We start from the raw sequence: 20,791 nt of genomic DNA on the forward strand, positions 1-20,791 counted from the left end.
CCCTTTTGGCATAAGTGCTTAACATTTGCGCCGGTTTCGGGAAAGTGCTAAGCCGAAGGAACCGTTCGCAGGGAGGATTTGCGGCCGGTTTCCGTGATGCCGGCCGAGGGAGAACGCCATGTCCGACGCCATTTCGTTTCTCGCTCCACGTCCCGATGTCCTGGCGCGCCGCAAGGACATCGTTGCCGATCTCATCGATCTCCTGCCGCCGGAATGTCTGATCCATGAAGCGCGCGAACTCGTGCCGTTCGAGACGGATGCCTTCGTTTCTTACCGCCGCCTGCCGCTCGCCGTCGCCCTGCCACGCTCGACGGCGGAAGTGGCGACCGTCATGAAATACTGTCATCGCTACGGCATTCCGGTCGTCCCGCGGGGCGCCGGCACGTCGCTTTCGGGCGGTGCGATCCCGCAGGAAGATGCGGTTGTCCTCGGCCTGTCGAAGATGAACCGCATCCTCGAAATCGACTTCGCCAATCGCTGCGCCGTCGTTCAGGCCGGTGTCACCAATCTCAACATTTCGGAAGCCGTCTCCGCGGATGGTTTCTTCTATGCGCCGGACCCGAGCTCCCAGCTCGCCTGCACGATCGGCGGCAATATCGGCATGAATTCCGGTGGCGCACACTGTCTGAAATATGGCGTGACGACCAACAACCTGCTCGGTGTCAAGATGGTGCTGACCGACGGCACGGTGATCGAACTCGGCGGCAAGGCCCTGGATGCAGCAGGCTACGATCTGCTCGGCCTCGTCTGCGGCCATGAGGGCCAGCTCGGGATCGTCACCGAAGCGACCGTGCGGCTCATCGCCAAGCCGGAGGGTGCCCGCCCGGTGCTATTCGGTTTCGAAAGCTCCGTGGAAGCCGGCCGCTGCGTTGCCGATGTGATCGCCGCCGGCATCATTCCCGTTGCCATCGAATTCATGGACAAGCCGGCGATCGAGATCTGCGAGGCCTTCGCCCATGCCGGCTACCCGCTCGATGTCGGCGCGTTGCTGATCGTCGAGGTCGAAGGATCGGAAGCGGAAATGGACGACATGCTGAAAAGCATCGTCGACATCGCCCGTAGACACGGCGTCAAGACGGTGCGCGAATGCCAGTCGGCAACCGAGGCGGCGCTGATCTGGAAGGGTCGCAAGTCTGCTTTCGGCGCCACCGGCCGCATCGCCGATTATATCTGCATGGATGGCACGGTGCCGCTGAGCCAGCTTTCGCATGTGCTGCGACGCACGTCGGAGATCGTCGCAAGTTACGGCCTGCGCGTTGCCAATGTCTTCCATGCCGGCGACGGCAACATGCATCCGCTGATCCTCTTCAATGCCAATGATCCCGAGGATGCCGCCAAGGCCGAAGCGGCCGGCAACGATATCCTGAAGCTCTGCGTCGATGCCGGCGGCTGCCTGACCGGCGAACACGGCGTCGGCATCGAGAAACGTGACCTGATGCGCCATCAATATTCCGAGGCCGATCTTGCCCAGCAGATGGCGGCACGCGCCGCCTTCGATCCGCAATGGCTGCTGAACCCTTCCAAGGTTTTCCCGCTCGAGGGGCGTTCGGCCGCATGATCGATCTGGTGCCGGCAAGCGAAGAGGAAGCCGCAGCAATCATCCGTGCGCATGCACAAGAGGGCAGAGCGCTCGCCATCAGCGGCGGCGACACGCGCTCGGGCTTCGGCAATGCCGTTGAGGCGGAAGATCGCCTGCGCTCGACCGGCCTTTCCGGCATTGTCGGCTATAATCCCGGTGAGATGGTGATGACCGCAAAGGCGGGCACGCCGCTTGCCGAAGTCCAGGCAGCGCTGGCCGAAAACAGCCAGATGCTGGCCTTCGAGCCCATGGATCACCGCGCCTTGATGGGCACGTCGGGTGAACCGACGATCGGCGGCGTCTTTGCCGCCAACGTCTCCGGTCCGCGCCGCTTCGTGGCGGGTGCGGCGCGCGACAGTCTGCTCGGCATCCGCTTCGTCAACGGCAAAGGCGAGATCATCAAGGCCGGCGGCCGGGTGATGAAGAATGTCACCGGTCTCGATCTGGTGAAGCTGCTTGCCGGTTCGTACGGCACGCTCGGTTTCCTGACAGAGGTGACCTTTCGCGTGCCGCCGCGCCCTAAGACTGAGGAAACCATCGTCATCTCCGGTCTCAACGATGCCGAGGCCGCAAATGCCATGGCCGCAGCCATGGCTCTGCCGGTGGAAGTCTCGGGTGCCGCCCATCTGCCGTTGACCGTGACCTGGAAATTCCTCGGCGGCAAGCTGCCGGAGGAAGAGGCGACGGTGCTGCGCATCGAAGGCCTGCCCGGCTCGGTGGACTCACGCGCGGCAAAGCTTCTGTCGGCGATGGGGTCGTTCGGTCCGGCCACGAGGCTCGATGCGGCCGCCAGCCGGCAGCTCTGGCAGGAGATTCGCGACGTGGCACCCTATGCCGACGGAACCGCGCGGCCCGTCTGGCGCGTGTCCATGGCGCCAAGCATCGGCCACCAGCTCGTTGCGGCCTTGAGGCTCGAAGCCGGCGTCGATGCCTTCTATGACTGGCAGGGTGGTCTCGTCTGGATGCGCATGGAAGCCGATCCGGAGGCCGATCTCGTCCGCCGCTTCGTCAAGGCGCTTGGCGGCGGTCATGCGACGCTGATCCGTGCGCCCGCCAATGCGAGGGCGGCGATATCGGCTTTCCATCCCGAGGAAGAAGCGGTGGCCTTGTTGTCACGCCGCGTGAAGGAAAAGTTCGATCCGGCAGGGATATTCAATCCGGGCAAGATGGGCTGGGCTGACCGATGAAAATGTATGTTTTTACTTGTATGAATGTAACTAATATATGGGCAGGCATTGGCGCTGGCCGATGGGCCGTCTCAAATGCAGATGCAAATGTGATGAAGGGTCGCGAAACAAGGGCGAAGAGTGTCCTTGTTGGTCAAGTAGGACTCATCTATTGCAGCCACCCGGATTATAAATCCTTTACAACACCGTTTATTATTACTTCCTCACCAGATATTTCTGGAGAAGAGAAAATGGTCTGGCCAGAAGTGTGGAAAATGCCATTTGGCATATATCCACTCGGTACCCCGCGAAAGCATTGGGATGCCCACAGGGCTGCAATGGAGTTACCCTTTAATAAAGATACTGGGAAAACAAACGTGACCAGTGTTTTCAAAGCGGTAGGCACAGCAGTTTTCAGTCCGATTGAGATAGGGGAGGCTGATTGGGCTATAATCCTATCCCGCCTATCGGACGTTTCGAGAGCATCCTAGATGCAGACCAACTTTACGCTCGCCCAGCTTGCCGATCCGCATGTGGCCGAATCCGAGCAGATCCTGCGCAAATGCGTGCATTGCGGTTTCTGCACCGCCACCTGTCCGACCTATGTGACCCTCGGCAACGAGCTCGACAGCCCGCGCGGGCGCATCTATCTCATCAAGGACATGCTGGAAAACGACCGTGCGGCCGATACCGAGGTCGTCACCCATATCGACCGCTGTTTGTCCTGCCTCGCCTGCACCACGACCTGTCCTTCCGGCGTCGATTACATGCATCTCGTCGACCATGCCCGGGTTCACATCGAAAAGACCTATAAGCGGCCGTTCATGAACCGGCTGACGCGGGCCATCCTGGCAGCGGTACTGCCCTATCCCGGTCGCTTTCGGGCGGCGCTTGCGCTGGCCCGCATCGGTCGTCCCTTTGCCGGCCTGATGCGCGGACCCGCGCTGAAGCCCTTTGCCGCCATGCTCGCGCTTGCGCCATCAAGCATTCCGGCATCATCGCCCTTCGCTAAGCCCGGCCGGCATGAGCCGCAGGCCGAACGCCGCGGGCGCGTGGCGATCCTCACCGGCTGTGCGCAGCCCGTTCTCGATCCCGCCATCAACGAGGCGACCATCCGGCTGCTGACACGCCTTGGTATAGAGGTCGTCGTCCCCGAGGGCGAGGTCTGCTGCGGTTCCCTGGTCCACCACATGGGACGCGAGGAACAGGCTCTCGCCTCCGCCCGCGCCAATGTCGATGTCTGGACCCGCGAGATCGAGGCTGGCGGCCTCGACGCGATCATCATCACCGCTTCCGGCTGCGGCACGACGATCAAAGACTACGGCCACATGCTGCGCCTTGACGCGGCCTATGCCGGCAAGGCGGCGCGCGTCTCGGCTCTTGCCAAGGACATCACCGAATATCTTGTTGGGCTGGAACTGCCTGCGCACATGCCGAGGGGCATTACGGTTGCCTATCATTCCGCCTGCTCCATGCAGCACGGCCAGAAGATCACCATGGCGCCGAAGCATCTGCTCAAGGCAGCAGGTTTTACCGTTCGCGATCCGGCGGAAGGCCATCTCTGCTGCGGCTCGGCCGGTACCTACAACATCATGCAGGCGGATATTTCCGCGGCCCTCAAGACCCGCAAGGTCAAGAACATCGAGGCCACAAAGGCGGATATCATCGCGACAGGCAATATCGGCTGCATTACCCAGATAAGGTCGGGCACATCAACGCCGATCCTGCATACGGTCGAACTCCTGGATTGGGCTTACGGGGGCTCTGTGCCTGAAAAATTAAGAGGTTTGCCGCTAGCCTGAGAGCACCGATTCATTGGCGGATCGCAGGGAGTTTTGGCTATGTGGCGCGGATTGATGGTGCTTGGCGTGTTGCTCGGCGCGGCTGGTGCGGCGCACGCCGATGTCAGATATTTCTGTTCTGCCGATGACAGGGACGTGCGCTTTACCCTCGAAAGCGCGTTTGAAGACGGAGGCGGCCACAAGCTCATCCATTTTCGCGGCGCGCTGATGCTCAAGGACGCTTCCAGATCCCAAAGCTTCAACAAGCGGATATTCGAATCGAAGGATCTCACGAATCGTTGGTCGCGCGATGGCGACCTGCGCCTGGAAGTCTTCGATACGGAAAGTGACGATACCGGAAGCGAGACGCTGGATCTCGCGGTTCTCGCCGGCGAGCATGGCAAGCCTTCGCAGAATTTCGGCGGCACCTACGCGCTGCGGATCGAAAGCGGCGCCAGCTTCTTCGTTGTGGAAGGCAAGGTGAGTTGCGGCACGAAATAGTCCCGCAGCACGAATCTACCAGTGGTATGAAATACCGACGTTGACCGCTTTGGTGACGATATTCGTCTTCAGACGGTCGCCGCTGTCGATCGGCACGTCGACGCGCGAATAGGTGCCCTTGTATTCCACGAAGGTCGACCAGTTGTCGGTGATGCGGTAGTCGACGCCGGCCTGCGCCTGGAAGGTCACGCCGCCGAATTCGTAGTCGAAGGTCGTGCCTTGGGGACGGGTGACTTCGACATGCGGAATGTTCACGCCGACACCGGCGCCGAGATAGGGGGTCCAGGGTCGCGCCGGGTCCTTGAAGCGATAGAGGCCGTTGACCGTCAGGAGGTTCAGGCCGTCGGTGAATTCGAAATGCGTCCAGCCCGGCGAACGCGCCATGGTTTCGTCGTCGGCATAGACCTTGTCGTGGGTGTAGTCGAGCGACACGCCCCAGTTCGACAGGTTGAAGTCGCCGAGCCACCAGGTGACGCGACCGCCGTAATAGGGCGGGCTGCCGAAGGACTTGCCTTCCCAGCCGGCGCTGAAGGAGGTGCCGTCGGAAACGTCGACGTGGCTGTGCGGTGCCGTCTGGTAACCGCCGTAGATGGAAAATTCCAGATGCTCGGCCGAAGCCGTGCCGGCAACCGATGCAAGAGCGGAAAACGCAATGCCCGCCAGAAGCGAGGTGGCCAGAAGCGAGGTGGAAAGACGCAATGCATATGCCATTGAATATCCCCGAACGACCAAAAAGGTTATCAGCTCGATTCATTGGCAGAGTTCTGTGTCACAATTTTAAAAAATAAAAAGGCGCATCCGAGTGCGCCTTCATTTTTTGCCGGAAGCGCTGCTCAACCGCCGAACATGGTGCGCAGGATATCGATGCCCTTGTCCTGGAAAGCGACGTTGCCCTGCTTGTTGCCGGGGCCGACGACGATGACTTTGGTGCCGACGGAGACGCGCTTGTAAAGATGCGACACGTCGTCGTTCATCATGCGAATGCAGCCGGAGGACATGTTGAGGCCGATCGTCCAGGGCTGGTTCGTGCCGTGAATGCGGAAGATCGTGTCGCGGCCGCCCTTGTAGAGATACATGGCGCGCGCGCCGAGCGGATTGTCCGGGCCGCCGGGCTGAACGGCGGGAAGATTGTGACCCGCACGCGCCTCGCGGGCGCGCATCTCAGCCGGCGGCGTCCAGCTCGGCCATTCGGCCATGCGCCCGACCGTCACGACACCCGACCAGCCGAAGCCGTCGCGGCCGACGCCGATACCGTAGCGCGTGGCGCGGTTGTTACCTTCTACGAGGTAGAGAAACTTGTTGTTGGTGTCGACGATAACAGTGCCGGGCTTCTCGCTGGTGCTAAGACGAACCACGCGCTTGCGGAACTGCGGCTTGATCTCGCGGGTCTGTTTGACGCCCCGCACGGCGTCGGTCGCGGTCATGACCGGCTCTGCGCTGACAGTCACGACCGTGCAGGACAACGCAACGGCAGCCGCCGCCGCGAGCCTCAGAAATTGCTTCATTTTCGATACCCTCTCCTTCAGGACCGCTAGAGGCTAGTCAAATCGGTTTGAATTTCAAGTCGGAGAGGTGAGGGACGCGATTTTTTGTTGTCCAGCGGGCGGCTGTTCTTGCCGCCCGCTGTCCGTTATTTGCTTTCTACATCACGATGACGCGGGTGCCGACATTGACGCGATCGTAAAGGTCGACCACGTCTTCGTTGCGCATGCGGATGCAGCCGGAGGAGACGGCGCTGCCGATCGTCCAGGGCGCATTCGTGCCGTGGATGCGGTAGAGGGTGGAGCCGAGATACATGGCGCGGGCGCCGAGCGGATTTTCCGGGCCGCCATCCATGCGGGCAGGAAGATAATGGCCCTTGGCGGCTTCGCGGCTCACCATTTCCGAGGGCGGCGTCCAGTCCGGCCACTCCGACTTGCGGGTGATCTTGTGGGCACCGGCCCATTCGAAGCCGGGCTTGCCGACGCCGACGCCATAGCGGCGGGCCTTGCCGCCATCCATAACGAGGTAAAGGAAGCGGTTGTTGGTATCGATGACAAGCGTACCGGGTTTTTCCTTCGTGTCGTAGTCGACCATCTGCGGCAGGAATTGCGGCTCGACCTGTCCGCGGATGACGGGAATGCCGGGGCGGATGGCAGACACGGTCTGCGGCGCCGGTTGCGGCGCGCGCTGGATGACCGTGCGACGCTGCTGGAAGAGGCCGCGCTGCTGCATGACGACCGGCCGCTGGTAGACGACGGGACGAACCCGGCCGCCGCCGAGCTGGTTGATCCAGGGAGCGGTGAGATCGGGGCTCAGCACGACGGGTGGACGGGAGGCATAGCGGTCGTCTGCAACGGCGGCCGTGCACAGAATGCCGAGCATGGCTGCGGCAAGGACAAGGGGTTTCATCATCGGGCGGACTCTCTACAAATGACCGAAAATGCGCTGGCGGAATTGTCCGCCTGCGGTCATGCTGCCACTGCGTTCGCCAGCGAATGGTAAATACGAATTCATGAAAAGACGGCGGACGGAATAAACTTTTCGTCAGGGTTACCGTTCGGTTTGGAAAGAAGGTTTGCAAATGGTAAAGCCGGATTCGCAGCCGAAAAACGAGATAAAAACATGAGCGAAACCGGCATCATCATCGGCAAGGACGGCAAGAGCCGCTGCCACTGGCATGCGAATCTGCCCGACTATCTGCGCTACCATGATGAAGAGTGGGGCAGGCCTGTCACCGATGATATCAGGCTCTTCGAGAAGATCTGCCTCGAAGGCTTCCAGTCCGGTCTTTCCTGGCTGACAATCCTGCGCAAGCGCGAGAATTTCCGCGCCGCTTTCGCCGGTTTCGATTTCGAGAAAGTGGCGCGCTTCGGCGACGAGGATATCGCCCGCTGCCTCGCCGATGCCGGAATCATCCGCCATCGCGGCAAGATCGTCTCGACGATCAACAATGCCCGGCGCGCGATCGATCTGCGCAGTGAATTCGGCTCCCTGGCGCGCTATTTCTGGAGCTACGAGCCTAGCCCCGAGGATCGGCCGGATATCGTCGACAGGGAGCATATTGTCGCCAACCCGACGACCGCCACATCAGTCAGGATATCGAAGGATTTGAAGAAGCGCGGCTGGACCTTTGTCGGACCGACCACAGTTTATGCCTTCATGCAGGCTATGGGTCTCGTCAACGATCATCTCGAAGGCTGTTACTGCCGCGCGGAAGTGGAGGCGATGCGCGCAGCATTGGTGCGCCCATGAAATCGCCCGTGAAATCGATTACCGCCCTTGCCGCAGCAGTTTTCCTGTCCGCGTCCGCAGCCCTTGCGCAGACGCCGCAGCTCGATCCCGGTGAGAAGCTCGAAAAGCTGCAGTTTCCGGCCGTGACCATGCAGCTGAAAGGCTGGACCAAGTTCGGCAACAGCCATGTCTATACTCTGCCCGTGCGCACCGGCCAGCATGTGAAGATCAGCTTCGAGACGAAGAGCAAATATGCCTTTCTCGCGATCTTCGACCTGTCGAAGCCCGATGACGAGGCCTTTTTCGGCACCGATGAGGACGGCACGAGCTACGAGACGACGGTCAAGGAAAACGCCACCTGGCTGCTGCGTCCCTATTATTCAAAGGTCTCCCCGCGCCGCGGGCTGGGCGCCCCCTATAGTATCCTGATCGAACCGCTTGCCGCCGCTCCCCAGCCGACGCAACCGGCACCTGCCCAGCAGGAGCAGCCGTCGCTCTTTCCGAAGCGGAAATAGCTTCGCTTAATGTAACCCGTCGATCAGGCCGTGCAGTTCGCCAAGATGGCCGATCTTGCGGAAGCGCGGCGCCTCCTTCGGCTCCTCGACGCGCTCCAGCACCCAGGTGAGCTCATGCGGTACGAAGACGCCGTAGCTGCCGGCGGCAATGGCCGGCACGATATCGGACTTCAACGAATTGCCGACCATCATCGCCCTCTCCGGCCCATCGCCGACCTTCGAGAAGATGCGTCGGTAAGTAACGGCCGTCTTGTCCGAGACGATCTCGACCGCATCGAAGTAGTCGCCAAGCCCGGATTGAGCGAGCTTGCGCTCCTGGTCGAAGAGGTCGCCCTTGGTGATCAGCACCAGTAGATATTTCCCCGCAAGCGTCTCCAGCGTATCGCGCACATGCGGCAGGGTCTCGACCGGATGGGACAGAAGGTCGCGTCCGGTATCGAGGATTTTGGCGATCACGCTGGACGGCACCTTGCCCTCGGTGACCTCGATTGCCGTCTCGATCATCGACAGCGTGAAGCCTTTGATGCCGAAGCCGTAATGGGCAAGATTGCGTTTCTCCGCCTCGAGAAGCCGTTCGGAAATCTTCGCTCCGTCGGCGAAATCGGTAAGAAGCCTGGTAAAATGCTCTTCCGTGAGCCGGTAATAATGTTCGTTCTGCCAGAGCGTATCATCGGCATCGAAACCGATCGTCGTTAATGGTCGGGCGGTCATATGCGGACCTCTTGAAATGCGCCCTGTGGAAAATAAGAGAGATAATCTATTCTCGGCCTGTGTCGAGACAAGGGCGTTGCCACGGGTCCGCACGGTGCCCGTGTTCCGTTGAAAAACGCGGGCCGGCGACCTACATGAAGCTTGCCTCACCTTGCAGCCAGCCCCGGCTGTTCCTGTCACGCGCAGGCCAATAATCAAAAAATAGAGTTCAGCAGTCCGCAAGCCCCATAGCGGCAGACACAAGGGAATTTCTCGACATGCGTTACAATCAACTCGGAAATACCGGACTTTTCGTATCTGAAATCTGCCTTGGCACCATGACCTTCGGTGAAGCCAAGGAAGGTACTCCTTGGGGTGCCATCGCCGATGTCGACCAGAAGGCAGCCGATGAGATCGTCCGGCGCTCGCTGGAGGCTGGCGTCAATTTCATCGATACTGCTGACGTTTATTCCTTCGGCGAATCCGAGCGGCTGCTCGGTCAGGCGCTGAAGAACCTCAACGTCCCCCGCAAGGATGTCGTCATTGCCACCAAGGTCTATGGCGTCATGGGCGATAAGCCGAACGACCGCGGCGCCTCGCGCGGCCATATCATGGATTCCGTGGAAGCCAGTCTGAAGCGCCTGCAGACGGATCATATCGATCTCTATCAGATACATGCCACCGATCCGGTGACGCCGATCGACGAGACCCTGCGCGCACTCGATGATCTCGTCGCCCGCGGCATGGTGCGTTACGTCGGCGTCTCCAACTGGCAGGCCTGGCGCATCGCCAAGGCGCTCGGCATTTCCGAGCGCAGGGATTATGCCCGTTTCGAGACCGTCCAGGCCTATTATTCGATTGCCGGCCGTGACCTGGAACGCGATATCGTTCCGCTGCTGCAGGAAGAAAAGCTCGGCCTCATGGTCTGGTCGCCGCTCGCCGGCGGTCTTCTCTCGGGCAAATATGGTCCGGGCGCACCGGGCAATGGCGAAGGCCGCCGCGCCAACTTCGATTTCCCGCCAGTCGATAAGGACCGGGCCTGGGCCTGCGTCGCTGTCATGCGCGAAATTGCCGCAAAGCATGGCGTGAGCGTCGCCACCGTGGCGCTCGCCTATATCCTCGCCAAGCCCTTCGTGACGACCGTCATCATCGGCGCCAAGCGTGTCGAGCAGCTCGACCAGAACCTTGCCGCCGTCAAGCTGAAGCTCGATGGTGACGAGATCAAGCGGCTTGATGAAGTCAGTGCGCTGGCTCCGGAATATCCGGGCTGGATGCTTTCTCGCCAGGCGGCCGGCCGCCGGCCGGCCGATTTCGAGCCCAAAGCCTGATCAAGCAAAAGGCTTGATTGAAAAAGGGCCGCTGCTCTGACGGCGGCCCTCGCATTTCTCGCGATGAGCTTACTTGGCGTGCTTCTTCAGCCAGGCATTCATTTCAGCGATTTCCGCCTCCTGTGCCTTGATGACGCTTTCGGCGAGCTTGCGGATCTCGGGATCCTTTCCGTATTGCAGCTCGATCTTCGCCATGTCGATCGCTCCCTGATGGTGAGGGATCATGCTGCGGACGAAATCCACATCGGTATCGCCGCTCAATTGGATCATCATGTCCTTGTGCATCTTGTCATTGGCCTCTGTGAAGGCCTGGCTGGATGGATCATGGCCGCCCATGTGCTTGGACATGTCCATGCCAGGCATATCCTCGGCAAAGGCTGGCGCAGCAAGGGCGATGAGTGCGGAAAGAGTAGTGATTTTCAGAGACATGAGAGTTCCTTCCTCTGTCTGACAATAGGTTGGCGTAACAGCTCACACCTGCCGTTCTGTGAAAGAAATCGTCAGATAAAACGAGGAGGAGGCGCCTGCGGCGCGGGCCTGTTATCTCTGAGCGCGCGGTCGAGTGCGGGAGAAGGGTAGGCGAAAACCGGTTTGCCGCCGGCGGCAATCAGATCAGCGACCGGCAGCACCATGCAAGCGGCACAGAGCGGCATATGCGCAGCGCTCGTGGAGCAGGGATCTTTCGCGGAATCGCTTTTGGCTGCCATATCGGGTCTGGCCATGCCGTGCATATGGTGGTGCGACGTGGTTTCCGGCTGAACCGCCATATTCATCGATGCGCAGGTCGGACAGCCCGCCCATGCCGACATGGTGCTGTAGACCAGCCAGCCGAAGAACATTGTCATGAGGGCCAAAGCGCGCATGGGAAAAACATAGGCAGGTACAGGCAAAAAGCCAAGGATCTCACCAGGTGGCAATGACCTTGTGAACGATCTGGTAGTCGCGGCTTTCCTCGCCGAGCGGTGCGACGGGCCAGTCCCAGCCGGCCTTTGCCTTGGGCGGCGCAATGCCATGCAGTAGATCCACGTCCTCATGCACTTTGCCGGTGCGGTCCATGACGGCATAGGAAATGTCCGTCAGCAGGCAGGTGCGGCAGGGCAGGTCTGCCAACCCTCGAAGATGCGCCGCGATCAGCCGTTCCACAGTATCCGCGGGCATCCAGGATGAAGCTTCCGCCTCGTATCGCCGCTTTACGCCGCGCCCGATCTGCGAGAGCAGATTGGCCGAGACGACGAAATCGAGATAGGGCACGCTGCGCAGGAAGCCGAGAGGTTCCGCCGCCTCTTTGGCTGCAAGCGCCTCATAGCCGGAGAGATCGCGTTCGATCAGCCGGACGTTCCGGAAGCCTCTGGCTTTCAGCCACAGGCGTACCGATGCCAGATGCACGAGATCGACGAGGACGACCGTGTCGAAACTTTTTGCCAGCTCCTCGACAGGCACATCCCGGAGCAGTCCGGCGCCGAGCACGACGGCAGTCCGCCGTTGTGAAAGGCCCGCGATTGCAGTGCGAATGGCATCCTTGCAGCTCTCTTCATGCGCGGCCCAGTCCTTGCTGCAGCGACCGGCGCGTGACCAGAGATTGACCGAATAGCGGATATAGCGGCGGTGCGGGTTGCCCGTGAGCGCAAGTGTGGCGAGATACTGCAGGGCTTCCGCGATCATTGATATATCCTGATATCCGCTCGTTTCCGCATCGATCCATCGATTCTGGTCGCCGTATCAAGGCCCTTGCCCTTGCCGCTCCCCGCCCAATCCGCTAGGAAACCGCCACTATCACATAGGTGGAACTCCCCCGAAATGAACGACAAGCAGAAGAAACCACAAAAGCTCAAGGCCCGTCTTCCGCGCGGCTTCGTTGACCGCTCGCCAGACGATATCCGTGCCGTCAACGAAATGACCGCGAAGATCCGTGAGGTCTATGAGCATTATGGTTTCGATCCGGTCGAAACGCCGCTGTTTGAATATACCGATGCGCTCGGCAAGTTCCTGCCGGACAGCGACCGCCCGAATGAGGGCGTCTTCTCGCTGCAGGACGATGACGACCAGTGGATGTCGCTGCGTTACGACCTGACGGCGCCGCTTGCCCGTCACGTTGCTGAAAATTTCAACGAGATCCAGCTTCCTTACCGCACCTATCGCGCTGGTTACGTCTTCCGCAACGAGAAGCCGGGTCCGGGCCGCTTCCGCCAGTTCATGCAGTTTGATGCCGACACGGTCGGTGCGCCGGGCGTCCAGGCCGATGCCGAAATGTGCATGATGATGGCCGATACGCTGGAAGCGCTCGGCATCAAGCGCGGCGACTATGTCATCCGCGTCAACAACCGCAAGGTTCTGGACGGCGTGCTGGAGGCGATCGGCCTCGGCGGCGACGACAAGGCCGGCCAGCGTCTCAATGTCCTACGCGCCATCGACAAGCTCGACAAGTTCGGCCCTGATGGCGTGCGCCTGCTGCTTGGCGAAGGCCGCAAGGACGAATCCGGTGACTTCACCAAGGGCGCGAAACTCAGCGACGATCAGATCGAGAAGGTCCTCTTCTTCGTCGGCATCAAGAACTATGCCGAAAGCGCCGTCCGGCTCGCCGAGCTGGTTGCCGGCACCGAGAAGGGCAGCGAAGGCGTCGAAGAGCTGAATTTCATCGGCGCACTCGTCACCAGCGCCGGCTATCAGTCCGACCGCATCAAGATCGATCCCTCGGTCGTGCGCGGCCTCGAATATTACACAGGCCCTGTCTATGAGGCCGAACTGCTCTTCGACGTCACCAACGAAAAGGGCGAGAAGGTCGTCTTCGGTTCCGTCGGCGGCGGCGGCCGTTACGATGGTCTCGTCTCCCGCTTCATGGGCCAGCCCGTCCCGGCAACAGGCTTCTCCATCGGCGTCTCGCGCCTGATGACGGCGCTGAAGAATCTCGGCAAGCTCGGCCAGCAGGATGTCATCGAGCCGGTGCTTGTTACCGTCATGGATGGCGATGTCGAGGCCATGGGCCGCTATCAGCGCTTCACGCAGGAGCTTCGCGCAGCCGGCATCCGCGCCGAGATGTTCCAGGGCAACTGGAAGAAGTTCGGCAACCAACTGAAATATGCCGACCGCCGCGGCTGCCCGATCGCCATCATCCAGGGTGGCGACGAGCGTGCGCAAGGCGTCGTCCAGATCAAGGATCTCATCGAGGGCAAGCGCCTCTCTGGCGAGATCGAGGACAACACGACCTGGCGCGAGGCGCGTGTGGCGCAGGAAACCGTTGCGGAAACCGATCTCGTCGCCAAGGTGAAGGAAATCCTCGCCGCGCAGGCGGAGGACCGGAAGAGGGCGGGCTGATATGGCCCTCATCAACCTCCCCGAATTCTCCGGCGAGCTTCTGGACGAATTCGCCGCCCGCAAGGCGGAGCGGATAGACACACCGGTCATCCAGCCGGCCGAACCCTTTCTCGATATCGCCGGTGAGGATCTTCGCAGGCGCATCTTCATGACGGAAAGCGAAACCGGCGCCAGCCTCTGCCTGCGCCCGGAATTCACCATTCCTGTCTGTCTGCGCCATATCGAGAGCGCGACAGGCACGCCGAAGCGCTACTCCTACCTCGGCGAAGTCTTCCGCCAGCGCCGCGATGGCAGCAATGAATTCTATCAGGCCGGCATTGAAGATCTCGGAGATATTAATCTTGCGAGCGCCGATGCCCGCGCGATTGGCGATGCGGTTGGTATCCTGTCCCGCCTGCTGCCTGGCCGGCATCTGTCGGTGACGATCGGCGATCAGGCTGTGTTCGAAGCGGTGGTGCAGGCACTCGGTCTGCCGCTTGGTTGGCAGAAGCGGCTGATCCATGCCTTCGGCAACATGATCCAGTTGGAGACGCTGCTGGCGCGTCTCGTCAGCCCGCAATTCGTGACCGGTCTTGATGACGATGTCGCCCGGCTTGTCGGTGAGGATGATGAGGCGGCACTGGTTTCCTATATTGACGAGACGATGCAGGCGACCGGCTATTCCACCAATGCCAGCCGCTCGCCGCAGGAGATTGCCCGCCGCCTGAAGGAAAAGCTCGTCCTGTCCGAGACCCGGCTGGATGACGCCGCTTTCCAGGTGCTGGAGCAGTTCCTGTCGCTCAACGTGCCGCTCGTCAATGCATCCGCGGCACTTTCGCATTTCGCCGACGCGGCCGGGCTGAAGCTCGGCAACGCCTTGGCGCGTTTCGATGGTCGCGTCGCAGCGATTGCCAATGCCGGCGTCGATCTGTCGCTTATCGAATACCGCGCCGCTTTCGGCCGTCCGCTCGATTATTATACCGGCCTCGTCTTCGAGGTAATGGTTGAAGGCTCCTCCGCGGTTCTGGCCGGTGGCGGCCGCTTTGACAGGCTGATGACCTTCCTTGGCGCCAAGGACCGCATTCCTGCCGTCGGCTTCTCCCTCTGGCTCGACCGTATCGAAACTGAAAGGGCCGCCGCATGACGATTACCATTGCGCTTCCCTCCAAGGGCCGAATGAAGGATGACGCCTCTGCGATCTTCGAACGTGCCGGCATGAAAATCTATGCCGTCGGCAACGATCGCTCTTATCGCGGCCGCGTTGAAGGTTGGGACGATGTGGAGATCGCCTTCCTCTCGGCCTCGGAAATTTCCCGCGAGCTCGGCAACGGTTCGATCGATTTCGGCGTCACCGGTGAGGATCTCGTGCGCGAGGGTCTGGCGGAAGCCGACAGGCGGGTCGAATTCTGCGCCCGGCTCGGCTTTGGCCATGCCGATGTTGTCGTCGCCGTGCCGGAAATCTGGCTGGATGTCGATACCATGGCCGATCTGGTGGACGTTGCCGCCGACTTCCGCGCCCGTCATGGCCGCCGCCTGGCGATCGCCACGAAATACTGGCGACTGACCCAGCAGTTCTTCTCCAGCCAGCACGGTATCCAGCTCTACCGCATCGTCGAGAGCCTGGGCGCCACTGAGGGCGCTCCTGCCTCGGGTTCGGCCGATATCATCGTCGATATCACCTCGACCGGTTCGACGCTGCGTGCCAATCACCTCAAGGTGCTCTCCGATGGCGTCATCCTCCGCTCGGAAGCCTGCCTGGTGCGCGCCCGCAAGGACGCCCATGCCGATACGCCTGCGGTGAACGCGATCGTCGAGGCTGTCCGCTCGGTTCTCTGATCACGTTATTGAATATGCAAAACCCGCCGTCAGGAGAGACGGCGGGTTTTCGTGTTTGGGAGGAAATGGAATTAGCGGGCCGCGACGGCCTGCGGGCTGCGGCGTGCGTCGATCGAATAGGCACCGGCACCGACGGTGGCGAGCAGGATGTACGCACCGGCCAGTGTGATGTTCTTCATGACCATGATCTGGTTGAGGATATTCACGAGTTCCGCGCCACTTGCGTAGGGCAGATGGAAGACAACGCCCGTGAAGACACAGAAGCCGGCAAGCAGCCAGCCGACAATGCGGACCTGGAAGCCCGTGAGAACCGCAAGGCCGGCCAGCAGTTCGAAGAGGCCTGCGACATAGGCCAGGAGGGTTGCCGCCGGAAGGCCGGCACCGGCGATCATGCCCGCAGTACCGGCAGCATCCGTTACCTTGCCGAAGCCGGCAAGGATGAACATGAAGGATAGAAGAATGCGGGCGAGAAGGATGAGGGCGTTATTCGTATTCGACATGGACATTGCTCCGTTGAATGACTTTTGAGGTCTTGATGCCCCGGCACCGTGTTGGACCTCGGCTGCCCTCTATTTCGCCTTTTTCTGACATTGAGGAAAGATAAACGCCAGCGGACAGTTTGTTCACTAATATGAAACGATCGGTTCGCTTGCCTTGTATGGCAGCTGTCTTTTATGGTCGCCGCCTCACCCAAGGAGAAACCGATGGCAGATCTTTCCGCATTTCCGATCACCAGCCGCTGGCCGGCGAAAAATCCGGATATTATCCAGCTTTATTCGCTTCAGACGCCGAATGGCGTGAAGATTTCAGTCGCGCTGGAGGAACTCGCTCTGCCCTATGAGTCCCATTATGTGTCCTTCGCGACGACGGATCAGAAGACGGCGGAATTTGTATCGCTGAATCCGAATGGTCGCATCCCCGCCGTTATCGATCCCAACGGCCCGGACGGAAAGCCGATTGGCCTTTTCGAATCCGGCGCCATTCTGCTCTACCTGGCGGAAAAGACCGGCAAGCTGATCCCGGCTGATGCGGCAGGCCGCTATGAAACCATCCAATGGGTCTTTTTCCAGATGGCGGGCATTGGCCCGATGTTCGGCCAGTTCGGCCATTTCTACAAATTCGCCGCCGACAAGGTCGCCAACAATTCCTACCCAGTGGAGCGCTACCGCGACGAGGCGAAGCGCCTGCTCAGCGTTCTGGAAAGCCGCCTGAAGGGCCGACAGTGGATCATGGGTGACGAATACACGATCGCCGACATCACCACCTTCCCGTGGATCCGCGGCGCCGACATTTTTTATGGCGGCCGCGAGGTGCTGGACTATGCGAAGTTCCCTGCCGTCATGGACTGGCTCCAGCGCTGCATCGCCCGCCCGGCGAGCGAGAAGGGCCTCAACATTCCGGTCAAGCCGGCCTGAGCAATCCCAGCAAAAGTGCGCAGCGGTTTGCGTCCGGAATTGCGCTAAACCAAAAAAGGCCGGTCGCGGGACCGGCCTTTTGAGGGTATGCAGGCAAATTACTGCCGGCTGGCGATCTGGCTCGCGCCTTCCAGCTTGAAGCGCGGGAAGACGAAAACGCCGACCATGCTACCGCTGTACTTTTCTTCCAGCCCGTTGGATTCGCCCATGCAAAAGAGCGGCTGGCGAAAGCCGTTCGGCATGATGATGGTCGTCGAAAAACAGAAGGATGAGGAAAGCGTCGCAGCCTGTTCAAAGAGCTGCAGAACGTGGTTGCGGTCCTTGGCATCGTAGCAGCGTACCAGGCTCAACAGGCCGCATTCCTGCGCCAAGAGACCATGCAGCATCGCGCTCCACTCGCCGAGCCTGATGACTCCGGTCGAAAAGTCTCCGATCCAGCTTTCGGAGACGGAAAACTGCGCCAACATGTCGTGATTATGATTGTTGTAGTCCAGCGAGCCGGGCATCAAGGGTGCGGCAACATTGGCTTTGGCGATCTTAAACAAGGCGTTCCCCAGTTCGGGTGCGGCTCCCCTGCCGCACGCTCGGCAAACACAAAGAAACAGGATCACGTAGCGCCAGGCATCATGCCTGTGCTTTCACCTTGCGAAAACAGTTGCTCGGCTGCGCCTTTGATGGTCGCCGCTCGAATATCTCCCGCAAGATTTAATCTCGTATGTTCGCGGATACCTTCGAAAGCCCGAATGTTCACGCATGGCCTTTGGCGTGTCCGGTCTCTCGTCTGCGGCGAGAATTCTTCCAGGGCGAACGTCAATTGCAGCGCGGATTTATAGGAACTTTTGCGCAAACGGCAACGGCTTTTTCCGGGGCGTTAGGCTGACGTTATGATTGGGATTTGTATGAATTTGCGCGTCATCCGCTAATTTTATGACCAAAAATCTCATTTATGCATTGTGGGAGCGGTTCCACTCGCGCCATAGTATGCAAATTTCGCAAATTAGGCAGCGCGGCGACCGAATTTCCCTGAAGTGGAAAATGCGCGGCACGCAAGCCTCGCGAAAGCTTCGAGCCAAAAGCGCGGGCTCCAGTGACCGGCTTAAACGTTCGAACGCCGGGTATTTCCGAATCGGCCGAATAAAAAAGGGCGGTCCGAAGACCGCCCTCCATAGACTGAACCGGATGGCTCAGATGTACGACCCAAAGGTCTTACATCATGTCCATACCGCCCATGCCGCCCATGCCGCCCGGCATTGCCGGAGCATCCTTCTTCGGCAGCTCGGCGATCATGGCTTCCGTGGTGATCAGCAGCGAAGCAACCGAAGCTGCGTTCTGCAGGGCCGTACGGACAACCTTGACCGGGTCGACGATGCCGAGCTGGATCAGGTCGCCATATTCGCCGGTCTGGGCGTTGTAGCCGTAGTTGTCTTCGTTCTTGTCGAGGATCTTGCCGACAACGATCGAAGCTTCGTCGCCTGCATTTTCAGCGATCTGGCGAACGAGGGCCTGGAGAGCGCGGCGAACGATGTTGATGCCGGCTTCCTGGTCGTCGTTTTCGCCCTTGGCCTTGATCTTCGTGGAGGAGCGCAGCAGAGCGACGCCGCCGCCCGGTACGATGCCTTCCTGAACAGCAGCGCGCGTCGCGTTGAGGGCGTCGTCGATGCGGTCCTTCTTTTCCTTCACTTCAACTTCCGTCGAACCGCCGACGCGGATAACGGCAACACCGCCAGCGAGCTTGGCAAGACGTTCCTGCAGCTTTTCGCGGTCGTAGTCGGAGGAGGTTTCTTCGATCTGGGCCTTAATCTGGGCAACACGGCCTTCGATGTCGGACTTGGCGCCGGCGCCGTCGACGATCGTGGTGTTTTCCTTGGAGATCGAAACCTTCTTGGTGCGGCCGAGCATGTCAAGGGTGACGGACTCGAGCTTGATGCCGAGGTCTTCGGAGATGACAGTGCCGCCCGTGAGGATAGCGATGTCTTCCAGCATGGCCTTGCGGCGATCGCCGAAGCCCGGAGCCTTGACGGCAGCAATCTTCAGGCCGCCGCGCAGCTTGTTGACGACGAGCGTAGCAAGAGCTTCGCCTTCGACGTCTTCAGCGATGATGAGGAGCGGCTTGCCGGTCTGAACGACAGCTTCGAGAACCGGGAGCATGGACTGCAGGTTCGAGAGCTTCTTTTCGTGCAGCAGGATAAAGGCGTCTTCGAGGTCAGCAACCATCTTTTCCGGGTTGGTGACGAAGTACGGGCTCAGGTAGCCGCGGTCGAACTGCATGCCTTCGACGACTTCGAGTTCGGTTTCAGCGGTCTTGGCTTCTTCGACGGTGATAACGCCTTCGTTGCCGACCTTCTGCATTGCTTCAGCAATGTCGAGACCGATCTGCTTTTCGCCGTTTGCGGAGATCGTGCCGACCTGGGCAACTTCTTCCGACGTGTTGATCTTCTTGGCCTTGGCCTGGAGATCCTTGACGACTTCAGCAACAGCGAGGTCGATACCGCGCTTCAGGTCCATCGGGTTCATGCCGGCAGCAACTGCCTTTGCGCCTTCGCGAACGATGGCCTGTGCGAGAACCGTTGCAGTCGTGGTGCCGTCGCCGGCGACGTCGTTGGTCTTCGAAGCAACTTCGCGGACCATCTGGGCGCCCATGTTTTCGAACTTGTCTTCGAGTTCGATTTCCTTGGCGACAGAAACACCGTCCTTGGTGATGCGCGGAGCGCCGAAGGACTTGTCGATAACGACGTTACGGCCCTTCGGACCGAGGGTGACCTTCACTGCGTCAGCGAGGATATCGACGCCGCGCAGCATCTTTTCGCGCGCGCCGCGGCCGAATTTTACTTCTTTAGCTGCCATTTTGAGAACTCCTGAAAAGGGGTGTCAGCGATATCGGATGAAAGACAACCGGCTGATTAGCCGATGATGCCCATGATGTCGGCTTCCTTCATGATCAGAAGGTCTTCGCCGTTGATCTTGACTTCGGTGCCCGACCACTTGCCGAACAGAACACGGTCGCCAGCCTTGACGTCGAGTGCAACGACCTTGCCGGACTCGTCACGAGCGCCGGAGCCGACAGCGACGATTTCGCCTTCCTGCGGCTTTTCCTTAGCGGTATCCGGGATGATGATGCCGCCCTTGGTCTTCTCTTCGGATTCAACGCGACGGACAACGACGCGATCGTGAAGGGGGCGGAAATTGGTGCTTGCCATTGTCTAATCCCTCGATCAAATGACATTCGCGGACCGGGGTGGTCCACATGGTGAATGTTAGCACTCAACTCCCGTGAGTGCTAGCGCCGTGCATTTAGGGATGGCTCCGGAAGGAGTCAAGGAGAGCCATCACGGATTTTTGTGCCGGAATTGTGGAGACAGGCAGGGATTTGTCCGGCGTGGTTACCGGGCGTTGCTCAAGTCCAGCTTTTGAGCCTCCTGCGTTCTTCGCCTGACGCAGAAAATGCCTTGCCATTAAAGCCCGCCTTTGCAATGTCA

Annotated in this window: 22 protein-coding genes; 11 read left to right on the forward strand and 11 right to left on the reverse strand. The window is 60.2% G+C overall.

The genetic code is table 11. The features are described 5' to 3' along the window. Nucleotides 1-118: 118 nt before the first annotated feature. The 4 genes from FHT82_RS09445 to FHT82_RS09465 all read left to right on the forward strand — a co-directional run bounded on the left by FHT82_RS09445 (nucleotide 119) and on the right by FHT82_RS09465 (nucleotide 5,027). Nucleotides 119-1,558, forward strand: a complete 1,440-nt coding sequence (locus FHT82_RS09445; RefSeq protein WP_183728903.1) for an FAD-linked oxidase C-terminal domain-containing protein — start codon at nucleotides 119-121, stop codon at nucleotides 1,556-1,558. Then, a complete protein-coding gene (locus FHT82_RS09450; RefSeq protein ID WP_183728906.1) occupies nucleotides 1,555-2,766 on the forward strand; it encodes an FAD-binding protein in 1,212 nt (403 codons plus the stop codon). Before FHT82_RS09445 ends, FHT82_RS09450 begins: the two co-directional genes overlap by 4 nt. A 470-nt stretch (nucleotides 2,767-3,236) precedes the next feature. Then, nucleotides 3,237-4,547, forward strand: a complete 1,311-nt coding sequence (gene glcF / locus FHT82_RS09460) for a glycolate oxidase subunit GlcF (RefSeq protein WP_183728912.1) — start codon at nucleotides 3,237-3,239, stop codon at nucleotides 4,545-4,547. A 39-nt stretch (nucleotides 4,548-4,586) separates the two neighbouring features. Continuing rightward, nucleotides 4,587-5,027, forward strand: coding sequence for a hypothetical protein (locus FHT82_RS09465; protein WP_183728915.1), 441 nt, complete (start codon nucleotides 4,587-4,589; stop codon nucleotides 5,025-5,027). Nucleotides 5,028-5,042: 15 nt separating this feature from the next. On the opposite strand, the gene FHT82_RS09470 is transcribed toward FHT82_RS09465, so the two are convergent. The 3 genes from FHT82_RS09470 to FHT82_RS09480 form a co-directional block, all read right to left on the reverse strand. Then, nucleotides 5,043-5,738, reverse strand: coding sequence for an outer membrane beta-barrel protein (locus FHT82_RS09470; RefSeq protein WP_183728917.1), 696 nt, complete (start codon nucleotides 5,736-5,738; stop codon nucleotides 5,043-5,045). A 122-nt stretch (nucleotides 5,739-5,860) separates the two neighbouring features. Beyond that, nucleotides 5,861-6,532 carry a L,D-transpeptidase gene (locus FHT82_RS09475; RefSeq protein WP_183728920.1) on the reverse strand — a complete coding sequence of 224 codons (672 nt, stop codon included), beginning with the start codon at nucleotides 6,530-6,532 and terminating at the stop codon, nucleotides 5,861-5,863. Between the two features lie 136 nt (nucleotides 6,533-6,668). After that, the gene (locus tag FHT82_RS09480) at nucleotides 6,669-7,421 is read right to left on the reverse strand and encodes a L,D-transpeptidase (protein ID WP_183728923.1); all 753 of its coding nucleotides are present in this window, start codon (nucleotides 7,419-7,421) and stop codon (nucleotides 6,669-6,671) included. 210 nt (nucleotides 7,422-7,631) lie between these two features. Here FHT82_RS09480 and FHT82_RS09485 point away from each other — a divergent pair, with 210 nt between their 5' ends. Further along, nucleotides 7,632-8,261 carry a DNA-3-methyladenine glycosylase I gene (locus tag FHT82_RS09485; protein ID WP_183728926.1) on the forward strand — a complete coding sequence of 210 codons (630 nt, stop codon included), beginning with the start codon at nucleotides 7,632-7,634 and terminating at the stop codon, nucleotides 8,259-8,261. Continuing rightward, complete coding sequence (locus tag FHT82_RS09490) at nucleotides 8,258-8,755, forward strand: hypothetical protein (protein WP_183728929.1); 498 nt, start codon at nucleotides 8,258-8,260, stop codon at nucleotides 8,753-8,755. The genes FHT82_RS09485 and FHT82_RS09490 overlap by 4 nt, the downstream gene beginning before the upstream one ends. 6 nt (nucleotides 8,756-8,761) lie before the next feature. Here the strand turns inward: FHT82_RS09490 and FHT82_RS09495 are convergent, their stop codons facing one another. Further along, nucleotides 8,762-9,466: an HAD family hydrolase gene (locus FHT82_RS09495; protein WP_183728933.1), complete on the reverse strand. Its 705-nt coding sequence runs from the start codon at nucleotides 9,464-9,466 to the stop codon at nucleotides 8,762-8,764. Between the two features lie 257 nt (nucleotides 9,467-9,723). Here FHT82_RS09495 and FHT82_RS09500 point away from each other — a divergent pair, with 257 nt between their 5' ends. Beyond that, nucleotides 9,724-10,773, forward strand: a complete 1,050-nt coding sequence (locus FHT82_RS09500; RefSeq protein ID WP_183728936.1) for an aldo/keto reductase — start codon at nucleotides 9,724-9,726, stop codon at nucleotides 10,771-10,773. 69 nt (nucleotides 10,774-10,842) lie between these two features. Here the strand turns inward: FHT82_RS09500 and FHT82_RS09505 are convergent, their stop codons facing one another. The 3 genes from FHT82_RS09505 to FHT82_RS09515 all read right to left on the reverse strand — a co-directional run bounded on the left by FHT82_RS09505 (nucleotide 10,843) and on the right by FHT82_RS09515 (nucleotide 12,435). Beyond that, nucleotides 10,843-11,202: a DUF305 domain-containing protein gene (locus FHT82_RS09505; protein WP_183728938.1), complete on the reverse strand. Its 360-nt coding sequence runs from the start codon at nucleotides 11,200-11,202 to the stop codon at nucleotides 10,843-10,845. A 71-nt stretch (nucleotides 11,203-11,273) separates the two neighbouring features. Further along, a complete protein-coding gene (locus FHT82_RS09510) occupies nucleotides 11,274-11,636 on the reverse strand; it encodes a hypothetical protein (protein WP_183728941.1) in 363 nt (120 codons plus the stop codon). Between the two features lie 40 nt (nucleotides 11,637-11,676). Further along, nucleotides 11,677-12,435, reverse strand: a complete 759-nt coding sequence (locus tag FHT82_RS09515) for a hypothetical protein (RefSeq protein ID WP_183728944.1) — start codon at nucleotides 12,433-12,435, stop codon at nucleotides 11,677-11,679. Nucleotides 12,436-12,570: 135 nt separating this feature from the next. On the opposite strand from FHT82_RS09515, the gene hisS reads away from it, so the two are divergent. The 3 genes from hisS to hisG are packed head-to-tail and all read left to right on the forward strand — an operon-like array spanning nucleotide 12,571 to nucleotide 15,900. Further along, the gene (hisS, locus tag FHT82_RS09520; protein WP_183728947.1) at nucleotides 12,571-14,085 is read left to right on the forward strand and encodes a histidine--tRNA ligase; all 1,515 of its coding nucleotides are present in this window, start codon (nucleotides 12,571-12,573) and stop codon (nucleotides 14,083-14,085) included. A 1-nt stretch (nucleotide 14,086) separates the two neighbouring features. Then, nucleotides 14,087-15,208 (forward strand): ATP phosphoribosyltransferase regulatory subunit, encoded by a 1,122-nt coding sequence (locus FHT82_RS09525; protein ID WP_183728951.1) that lies wholly within the window; start codon nucleotides 14,087-14,089, stop codon nucleotides 15,206-15,208. Continuing rightward, on the forward strand, nucleotides 15,205-15,900 hold the full coding sequence (hisG, locus tag FHT82_RS09530; RefSeq protein ID WP_183728954.1) for an ATP phosphoribosyltransferase: 696 nt from the start codon (nucleotides 15,205-15,207) through the stop codon (nucleotides 15,898-15,900). Before FHT82_RS09525 ends, hisG begins: the two co-directional genes overlap by 4 nt. Nucleotides 15,901-15,971: 71 nt before the next feature. Here the strand turns inward: hisG and FHT82_RS09535 are convergent, their stop codons facing one another. Beyond that, complete coding sequence (locus FHT82_RS09535; RefSeq protein ID WP_183728957.1) at nucleotides 15,972-16,400, reverse strand: DoxX family protein; 429 nt, start codon at nucleotides 16,398-16,400, stop codon at nucleotides 15,972-15,974. 204 nt (nucleotides 16,401-16,604) lie between these two features. Here FHT82_RS09535 and FHT82_RS09540 point away from each other — a divergent pair, with 204 nt between their 5' ends. Beyond that, complete coding sequence (locus FHT82_RS09540) at nucleotides 16,605-17,315, forward strand: glutathione binding-like protein (protein ID WP_183728960.1); 711 nt, start codon at nucleotides 16,605-16,607, stop codon at nucleotides 17,313-17,315. Nucleotides 17,316-17,413: 98 nt separating this feature from the next. Here FHT82_RS09540 and FHT82_RS09545 read toward each other — a convergent pair whose 3' ends face one another. The 3 genes from FHT82_RS09545 to groES form a co-directional block, all read right to left on the reverse strand. Continuing rightward, nucleotides 17,414-17,860: a hypothetical protein gene (locus FHT82_RS09545; RefSeq protein ID WP_183728963.1), complete on the reverse strand. Its 447-nt coding sequence runs from the start codon at nucleotides 17,858-17,860 to the stop codon at nucleotides 17,414-17,416. A 661-nt stretch (nucleotides 17,861-18,521) separates the two neighbouring features. After that, nucleotides 18,522-20,159, reverse strand: coding sequence for a chaperonin GroEL (groL, locus tag FHT82_RS09550; protein ID WP_183728966.1), 1,638 nt, complete (start codon nucleotides 20,157-20,159; stop codon nucleotides 18,522-18,524). A 56-nt stretch (nucleotides 20,160-20,215) separates the two neighbouring features. Beyond that, complete coding sequence (gene groES, locus FHT82_RS09555; RefSeq protein WP_004675403.1) at nucleotides 20,216-20,512, reverse strand: co-chaperone GroES; 297 nt, start codon at nucleotides 20,510-20,512, stop codon at nucleotides 20,216-20,218. Between the last annotated feature and the right edge of the window lie 279 nt (nucleotides 20,513-20,791).

Origin of the sequence: Rhizobium sp. BK275, assembly GCF_014193555.1 — a bacterium.
Lineage (GTDB): Bacteria > Pseudomonadota > Alphaproteobacteria > Rhizobiales > Rhizobiaceae > Rhizobium.

Bases quoted from the DNA above. Each gene is read 5' to 3' on its own strand.
- groL (WP_183728966.1), bottom strand. From the start codon at position 20,159: ATGGCAGCTAAAGAAGTAAAATTCGGCCGCGGCGCGCGCGAAAAGATG.
- FHT82_RS09495 (WP_183728933.1), bottom strand. From the start codon at position 9,466: ATGACCGCCCGACCATTAACGACGATCGGTTTCGATGCCGATGATACG.
- hisS (WP_183728947.1), top strand. From the start codon at position 12,571: ATGAACGACAAGCAGAAGAAACCACAAAAGCTCAAGGCCCGTCTTCCG.
- FHT82_RS09475 (WP_183728920.1), bottom strand. From the start codon at position 6,532: ATGAAGCAATTTCTGAGGCTCGCGGCGGCGGCTGCCGTTGCGTTGTCC.
- hisG (WP_183728954.1), top strand. From the start codon at position 15,205: ATGACGATTACCATTGCGCTTCCCTCCAAGGGCCGAATGAAGGATGAC.
- glcF (WP_183728912.1), top strand. From the start codon at position 3,237: ATGCAGACCAACTTTACGCTCGCCCAGCTTGCCGATCCGCATGTGGCC.
- FHT82_RS09485 (WP_183728926.1), top strand. From the start codon at position 7,632: ATGAGCGAAACCGGCATCATCATCGGCAAGGACGGCAAGAGCCGCTGC.
- FHT82_RS09515 (WP_183728944.1), bottom strand. From the start codon at position 12,435: ATGATCGCGGAAGCCCTGCAGTATCTCGCCACACTTGCGCTCACGGGC.
- FHT82_RS09450 (WP_183728906.1), top strand. From the start codon at position 1,555: ATGATCGATCTGGTGCCGGCAAGCGAAGAGGAAGCCGCAGCAATCATC.
- FHT82_RS09510 (WP_183728941.1), bottom strand. From the start codon at position 11,636: ATGCGCGCTTTGGCCCTCATGACAATGTTCTTCGGCTGGCTGGTCTAC.
- FHT82_RS09540 (WP_183728960.1), top strand. From the start codon at position 16,605: ATGGCAGATCTTTCCGCATTTCCGATCACCAGCCGCTGGCCGGCGAAA.
- groES (WP_004675403.1), bottom strand. From the start codon at position 20,512: ATGGCAAGCACCAATTTCCGCCCCCTTCACGATCGCGTCGTTGTCCGT.
- FHT82_RS09535 (WP_183728957.1), bottom strand. From the start codon at position 16,400: ATGTCGAATACGAATAACGCCCTCATCCTTCTCGCCCGCATTCTTCTA.
- FHT82_RS09500 (WP_183728936.1), top strand. From the start codon at position 9,724: ATGCGTTACAATCAACTCGGAAATACCGGACTTTTCGTATCTGAAATC.
- FHT82_RS09445 (WP_183728903.1), top strand. From the start codon at position 119: ATGTCCGACGCCATTTCGTTTCTCGCTCCACGTCCCGATGTCCTGGCG.
- FHT82_RS09470 (WP_183728917.1), bottom strand. From the start codon at position 5,738: ATGGCATATGCATTGCGTCTTTCCACCTCGCTTCTGGCCACCTCGCTT.
- FHT82_RS09480 (WP_183728923.1), bottom strand. From the start codon at position 7,421: ATGATGAAACCCCTTGTCCTTGCCGCAGCCATGCTCGGCATTCTGTGC.
- FHT82_RS09505 (WP_183728938.1), bottom strand. From the start codon at position 11,202: ATGTCTCTGAAAATCACTACTCTTTCCGCACTCATCGCCCTTGCTGCG.
- FHT82_RS09525 (WP_183728951.1), top strand. From the start codon at position 14,087: ATGGCCCTCATCAACCTCCCCGAATTCTCCGGCGAGCTTCTGGACGAA.
- FHT82_RS09465 (WP_183728915.1), top strand. From the start codon at position 4,587: ATGTGGCGCGGATTGATGGTGCTTGGCGTGTTGCTCGGCGCGGCTGGT.
- FHT82_RS09490 (WP_183728929.1), top strand. From the start codon at position 8,258: ATGAAATCGCCCGTGAAATCGATTACCGCCCTTGCCGCAGCAGTTTTC.